The organism is Candidatus Andeanibacterium sp., from assembly GCF_057143545.1.
In genome coordinates, this window is sequence record NZ_DBNHSF010000028.1 from 23,212 (window position 1) to 29,549 (window position 6,338).

Annotated in this window: 5 protein-coding genes; all 5 read left to right on the forward strand. The window is 64.7% G+C overall.

The features are described from left to right. Nucleotides 1–109 precede the first annotated feature (109 nt). The 5 genes from ftsZ to AC16XC_RS01990 all read left to right on the forward strand — a co-directional run bounded on the left by ftsZ (nucleotide 110) and on the right by AC16XC_RS01990 (nucleotide 6,195). Nucleotides 110–1,909: a cell division protein FtsZ gene (gene ftsZ / locus AC16XC_RS01970; protein WP_484032954.1), complete on the forward strand. Its 1,800-nt coding sequence runs from the start codon at nucleotides 110–112 to the stop codon at nucleotides 1,907–1,909. Between the two features lie 82 nt (nucleotides 1,910–1,991). Next, the gene (locus AC16XC_RS01975; RefSeq protein ID WP_484032955.1) at nucleotides 1,992–3,701 is read left to right on the forward strand and encodes an SPOR domain-containing protein; all 1,710 of its coding nucleotides are present in this window, start codon (nucleotides 1,992–1,994) and stop codon (nucleotides 3,699–3,701) included. 166 nt (nucleotides 3,702–3,867) lie between these two features. Then, nucleotides 3,868–4,371 carry a type III secretion system chaperone family protein gene (locus tag AC16XC_RS01980; protein ID WP_484032956.1) on the forward strand — a complete coding sequence of 168 codons (504 nt, stop codon included), beginning with the start codon at nucleotides 3,868–3,870 and terminating at the stop codon, nucleotides 4,369–4,371. Nucleotides 4,372–4,500: 129 nt separating this feature from the next. Further along, a complete protein-coding gene (proC, locus tag AC16XC_RS01985; RefSeq protein ID WP_484032957.1) occupies nucleotides 4,501–5,310 on the forward strand; it encodes a pyrroline-5-carboxylate reductase in 810 nt (269 codons plus the stop codon). Nucleotides 5,311–5,418: 108 nt separating this feature from the next. Continuing rightward, on the forward strand, nucleotides 5,419–6,195 hold the full coding sequence (locus AC16XC_RS01990) for a Bax inhibitor-1/YccA family protein (protein WP_484032958.1): 777 nt from the start codon (nucleotides 5,419–5,421) through the stop codon (nucleotides 6,193–6,195). Nucleotides 6,196–6,338: the final 143 nt, after the last annotated feature.

The following is a 6,338-nucleotide window of genomic DNA, read 5'->3' on the forward strand; positions in this document are numbered from 1 at the left end:
CCGCGCCAGACTGTGGATAAGGGCTGAGACGCTTGCACCCGCGAATCGCTTTGTGGCACAAGCGCAGCAATTGGCATCGTGGCGTCATGAGCCGCGGAAGGGAGCATCAATGAGCATCAATATCGGCCCGCCTTCGGTCGAGGAAATGCGTCCCCGGATCAGCGTGATCGGCATCGGCGGCGCAGGCGGCAACGCGGTCGCCAACATGATCGAAGCCGAAATCGAAGGCGTCGATTTTGTCGTGGCGAATACCGACGCCCAATCGCTCAAGTCTTCTCCTGCGCAGAACCGGATCCAGCTCGGGCCGGACATCACTCAGGGGCTTGGCGCGGGGTCGCGCCCCGAAGTCGGGCGGGCCGCGGCCGAAGAGACGGTCGAAGAGATCGAGCGTTCGCTTGAAGGCGTGAACATGTGCTTCATCGCCGCCGGCATGGGCGGGGGGACGGGCACCGGTGCCGCTCCCGTGATTGCCGAGGCAGCGAGGCGCAAGGGCGTTCTCACCGTCGGCGTCGTGACCAAGCCGTTCCAGTTCGAAGGCACCCGCCGGATGCGCGCCGCCGAAGCGGGCATCGAGGAACTGCAGAAGCATGTCGATACGCTGATCGTCATTCCCAACCAGAACCTGTTCCTGGTGGCGAAGGCGGAAACCACATTCAAGGAAGCCTTCCAGCTTGCGGACGAAGTGCTCCAGCAAGGCGTGCGCTCGATCACCGACCTGATGGTGATGCCCGGCCTGATCAATCTCGACTTTGCCGACATCCGCTCGGTGATGGGCGAGATGGGCAAGGCGATGATGGGCACCGGCGAGGGCGAGGGCGAAAATCGCGCGCTCGACGCGGCCCAGGGGGCGATCGCCAACCCGCTGCTCGATGGCGTCTCGATGCAGGGGGCCAAGGGCGTGATCATTTCGATCATCGGCGGCGAGGACATGAAGCTGCTCGAAGTCGACGAAGCAGCGAACCACATCCGCGAACTGGTCGATCCGGAGGCCAACATCATCTGGGGTTCGGCCTTCAATCCCGACCTTGCAGGCAAGATCCGCGTGTCCGTGGTCGCGACCGGGATCGAACAGACGGCAGAACAGGCTGTCGCCGCGGCACGGCCGATCAATCTGGGCGGCGCGCGCGGTCCCAAGCGGCCGGCGCTGCCTTTGCCGAGCGAGGACGAGCTGGCCGAAGACGCCGGATCGGCGGACCAGGCTGGCGACGAATTCGAGCTGACCGCTGCGCTCGAGCAGGATGGCCCTGAAGAGCTTGAGCTTTCCCAGGAGGATCGGGATGAAGACGAGTTTGCAGAGTCTGCCCAGCCCAATGCCGCAGCGAATGAAGACGGCTTAGATGATGACGAATATGACGAGACCGCCGACGGTGCCTACGGGTCGCTGACTGGCGACGCCGTTGCCGAAGACGCGGCGGGGGACGACTTCGATTCCGATCCGGATGACGATTGGGACGACCTGTCCGACGACGGGGCCGATACCCTCGAATTGACCATGGAGGCCGGGGCCAGCCCGGCATTTGACGAGAACGACACTTCCAGACTCGCGGATCCGGGTGAAACCGGGGATGCCGACGGTCAGGGAGGCAATCTCGACGACGAATTGCTGCTCGACGCATCGCGGCTGGCGGAGCAGGACAATCCGGCCGCCGCAGAAGAGCCTGCCGATTTTGCCGCCGGCCGGCGCCGCGGACTGGTTGCCGGCGGCGAAGCAGGCGGCGGTATGGCCGGGCCGGCTGGCTTGTCCCATGGCGAGCCGGCATCTCCCGGCGGGAGCACGCTGTTCGAAAGGATGGCCAACCTCTCGCGCGGTGGCGCGAAGAGCCGGGAAGAAGACGAGGAGGATGACGACGATGAGGGCGGCGGCGCGCTCAATATCCCGCGCTTCCTCGGCCGCCAGAACAATCAATAAGCGAGCAGGAGCGCAACCGTTCGCCCGCCATTCATGCCGTATCCGCGATAATCTCTGCATGCCTGCACGCCAGGGAAGATCGATGATCGAACGGCAAAGCAACCTTACCGCCACGAACCTGGCCGCCTTATGTGCGGCCACGCTGTGTCTCTTGCCGCTGGCCGCCCAGGCCCAGCAGCAGACCGAAGCATCTTCGCGCGCGGTCGTCCAGGCACTGCCGCATCCGGCGACGGCGCGATTGACGGAAGCCCTGCGCCGGATCGCAGAGGATCCACAGGATGTCGAGGCGTTGCTGATTGCCGGCCAGGCATCGCTCAAGCTGAGCGACATCGATGCGGCGATCGGCTTTTTCACGCGCGCGCGGGACCTCGGTATCGCTGGCGGACGTGGCAAGGCGGGATTGGCGGCGGCGCTCGTCTACAGCAAGAAGCCGGTCGAAGCCCTGAAGCTGTTTGCCGAGGCCGAACGGGAAGGCGCTTCGCCCTTGCCCCATGCCGGGGATTACGGGCTTGCCTACGACCTGGTTGGCGACAATGCCCGGGCGCAGCAATATTACCGCCTGGCGCTGGGTCAGGAAAGCGATCCCGAAATCCTGCGCCGGTTGGCGCTGAGCCAGGCGATCGGCGGTGACCAGCCGGCATCGGAAGCGACCTTGCTGCCGATGCTGCAGCGAGGTGATCTGGCCTCCTATCGTACGCGCGCGTTTGCCCTCGCGGCGTTGGGCCGGACCGAGGAAGCCGTGACCATAGCCGAGGCGATCATGCCTGCCTCGCTCGCTTCGCGGATTTCTCCGTACCTGCGCTACATGCCGCGGCTCACCCGGGCACAGCAGGCCGCGGCCGCCAATTTCGGCCATTTCCCGGAGGCCTCCGCAATTGGCAGGGACGATCCGAGGATTGCCGAGTATTCCGAGGCCGCCAATGTCGGGCGAATGGTCTCGGAGCCAGCCGATGGACGGCTGGTTCCTGCCGGCGAGCCGTTCGGCAGCACAAGGCCATCGCCCGCCGATGCGGCAGCCCTGCCTGCTGTAGATGCGGCGGCAACGCGGCCTGCCGGCCGGATCGAACTGCCGCCGGAGCAGCAGAGGCCTGAAATGGGTTCTGCACCGGGCCTGGCCGGTGCCGGGGTACAGTCGATGGGCCCGGCGCAGGATTCAGGTTCCGGGGCGGATGAGGATTCGACCGATGCAGCGGCTGTTGCGGTTGTCGACGACGAGGTGCCTGGCGCCACGCAGGCAACAGGGCCGGACGACCCGTTTATCCCGGCTCCCGGGTTCTCGCTGGCTCCCGGCCGCAGCGGCGAAATTGCCATGGCGGACGTGGCCGATGAGCCTGCGGTAGAAGCGGGCCCGGGCCGGGACAATGCGACCGATTCCTCGCCCGGTGCGCCACAGAGGCTTTCGGATGCCTTTGCCGATTTCGACGAAACGTCAGAATCGGCGAACCTCGCGCCGGGTGCGGTCGATGTCACCAAGATCGAACCGGCCAGGGCAGCGCCGCCGCCCGCGCGGCCTGCCCATCCGAGCCGAATCTGGGTGCAGGTCGCCACCGGCCGGGATCGTTCGGCATTGGGCTTCGACTGGCGCCGGCTCACGCGCAGCAATTCCGAAGAATTCAGAGGCCGCAACGGCTTCCTGGTCCGCTGGGGCCAGACCAACCGGCTGGTGACCGGCCCGTTCGACAACCGCGAGGACGCGCTCGCATTCGTCAACCGGCTCAAGCAGGCGGGTCTCGATACGTTCATGTTCACCAGCGGCGAGGGCGAGGAAGCCGTTCCCCTTGCAAGCCGCTAGCGACTTCGCGAGTGGCCGCTCCATTTCATTCGTCCGGCTCTTTTTTTGCACAGCTTGTGAACAGCCAAGTCGAGTTTTGCCCAACGCTGCCGGGGTGGCGGATTGCGGGCTTATCCCAGCCGACGCATTGAGCGCCCAGGATGAGCAGGATAGCGGAAATGGTCGAATGAGGCCGCGCGAAGAGGAACTCGAGGGTGACGACGCCGCACCGGTCGAGATGCTGGCACAGCTGTTCGAGGCGCGTGGCTGGCCCTGCGAATTCGTCAGCGACAACGAGATCTCCGGCGAAATCCAGGGCAGCTGGGCGACCTACCAGCTGCGCGGCATCTGGCGTCAGGAAGATCGCGTTCTGCAGCTTATATGCCTGCCCGATATCCGCGTGCCAGAGGCCAAGAAGCGCGCGACTTTCGAGCTCCTGGCCCTGGTCAACGAACAACTCTGGCTCGGTCATTTCGATATCTGGTCGAATGGCGGGGTGCTGCTGTATCGCCACGGCCTGATGCTGGGCGATGACGGATTGCTGAGCATCGGCATGGCCCAGGCGACCGTCGAAAGCGCGGTGGCCGAATGCGACCGGTTCTATCCGGCGTTCCAGTTCGTGTTGTGGGGCGACAAGAATCCCGCCGATGCACTCGCCAGCGCGCTGGTCGATGCCGCCGGGGAAGCCTAGCAAGGTCTTGCGAAGCTCTCTCTTTCCCCTCGCGCTTGCGGGAGGGGTTGGGGGAGGGCATGTAATTGAACTTGAGTCCCTCCCCCGGCCCCTCCCATTGACGGGAGAGGAGACTGGAGAATGCTACGCATGGAATTTTCGTCCATCCTGATCGTCGGCTGCGGCAATATGGGCGGCGCGATGCTGGCTGGATGGCTGGCCTCGGGGATCGATCCTGCGCGGTTCACGGTGGTCGACCCGGTCCTGCCGCAGGCACCGCCGGGCGTGACCTTGCTGCGCGAGATTCCGCGCGAGGGCGCGTTCGATGCGATCTTGCTGGGCGTGAAGCCGCAAATGCTGCCGGACGTCGCGCCTGCCCTCGAGCCGCTCGCCGGTCCGGGAACGGTGCTGCTCTCGATCCTCGCCGGGGTCGAGCTCGAAACGCTGGCGACCCATTTCCCGCGCATTTCGGCAATCGTCAGGGTCATGCCCAACCTTGCAGCGGCGCTGGGCAAGTCGCCGATCGCGCTGATCGGAGCAGGACTTTCCGATCAGCCACACGAGAAGATCGATGCGCTGATGGAACCGCTGGGCGAGGTCCAGTGGCTCGAGAATGAGTCATTGATGGACCTCGTCACCGCACTCGCCGGATCGGGTCCGGCCTTCGTCTATCGCTTCATCGATGCCCTGGCGGCCGGCGCCACGGAGCTCGGCCTGCCGCGCGAGCAGGCGGAAAGACTGGCTGTGTCGATGGTCGAGGGAGCGGCGCTGCTGGCAGCGTCGTCCGGGCTTTCACCGGGCGAACTGGCGCGCAGGGTGGCGAGCCCCGGCGGAGTTACCCAGGTGGGGCTCGACATTCTCGATTCAGGCGATGCGTTGGCCCGGCTGGTCGCCGCAACCCTGCGCGGCGCGCGCGACCGGAGCGCGGAAATGGCCGCACAGGCGCGTTCGCAGGGTTAATGTAACAGTTTGTCGATTTTCGCCGGTTTCCCTTGAAAATCTGCCGCCCAGAGGCGATATTCGCAAACGAACCGGCCCGCTTTCGTGGCCGGCAGAGGAGTTAGAAAAATGGCAGATTGGAACGATCCCGGCCGTTCGCAGACGGGTTTCGGCACCTCTCAGCGTTTCACCGGGGCATCCGTGCCGCGGACTGGCGAGGTATTCGACGCTGGCCTGCGCAGCCACATGCTCTCGATCTACAATTACATGACCAGCGGCGTCCTGCTCACAGGTATCGTTGCCTTGCTGACCGCGACGACCGGGCTGGTGTTCTCGCTCGTCACGAGCCCACTGTGGTTCGTGATCGCGCTTTCGCCGCTGGCGATCGTGTTCGCGATGAGCTTCGGGCGCAACAAGTTTTCCGGAACGACCTTGCAGATGATGTTCTGGGGCTTCGCGGTGCTGATGGGCCTGTCGCTGTCGACGATATTTATCCGCTATACCGGCAGTTCGATCGCGACGACGTTTTTCGCAACGGCGGGCGCCTTCGCCGGCCTCAGCCTGTGGGGCTACACAACCAACAAGGACATTTCCGCCTGGGGCAGCTTCCTGATCATGGGCGTGATCGGCCTGCTCGTGGCATCGCTGCTCAATCTCTGGCTGCAGTCCGAAGCGCTGATGTGGGGCGTCAGTTTCCTTGGCGTGCTGATCTTTGCCGGGCTGACAGCGTGGGACACGCAGCGGCTCAAGCATGAATATCTGGCCGTCGCCGCTTCGGGATGGGGCCAAGGCGAGAGGGCCGAATATCTCGGCAAGGCCGCCATCAGCGGTGCGCTGAGCCTCTATCTCGACTTCATCAACATGTTCCTGTTCCTGCTGCGCTTCATGGGTTCGGCACGCGAATAGGCGACATTTTAGTCAAGCGGAACAGAATGCCCGGGGTGTAAACTCATCCCGGGCATTTTCTTTACCGGTTCACCGCATTACGATGCTTAATCGGTGGGAAAGGCGGCATGGTCTAGGCAAGGACATGACGTCAGCTGAGAGGG

What these genes read in the sequence shown, in the direction of transcription:
- ftsZ (WP_484032954.1), top strand. Translation starts at nt 110, where the DNA reads ATGAGCATCAATATCGGCCCGCCTTCGGTCGAGGAAATGCGTCCCCGG.
- AC16XC_RS01975 (WP_484032955.1), top strand. Translation starts at nt 1,992, where the DNA reads ATGATCGAACGGCAAAGCAACCTTACCGCCACGAACCTGGCCGCCTTA.
- AC16XC_RS01980 (WP_484032956.1), top strand. Translation starts at nt 3,868, where the DNA reads ATGAGGCCGCGCGAAGAGGAACTCGAGGGTGACGACGCCGCACCGGTC.
- proC (WP_484032957.1), top strand. Translation starts at nt 4,501, where the DNA reads ATGGAATTTTCGTCCATCCTGATCGTCGGCTGCGGCAATATGGGCGGC.
- AC16XC_RS01990 (WP_484032958.1), top strand. Translation starts at nt 5,419, where the DNA reads ATGGCAGATTGGAACGATCCCGGCCGTTCGCAGACGGGTTTCGGCACC.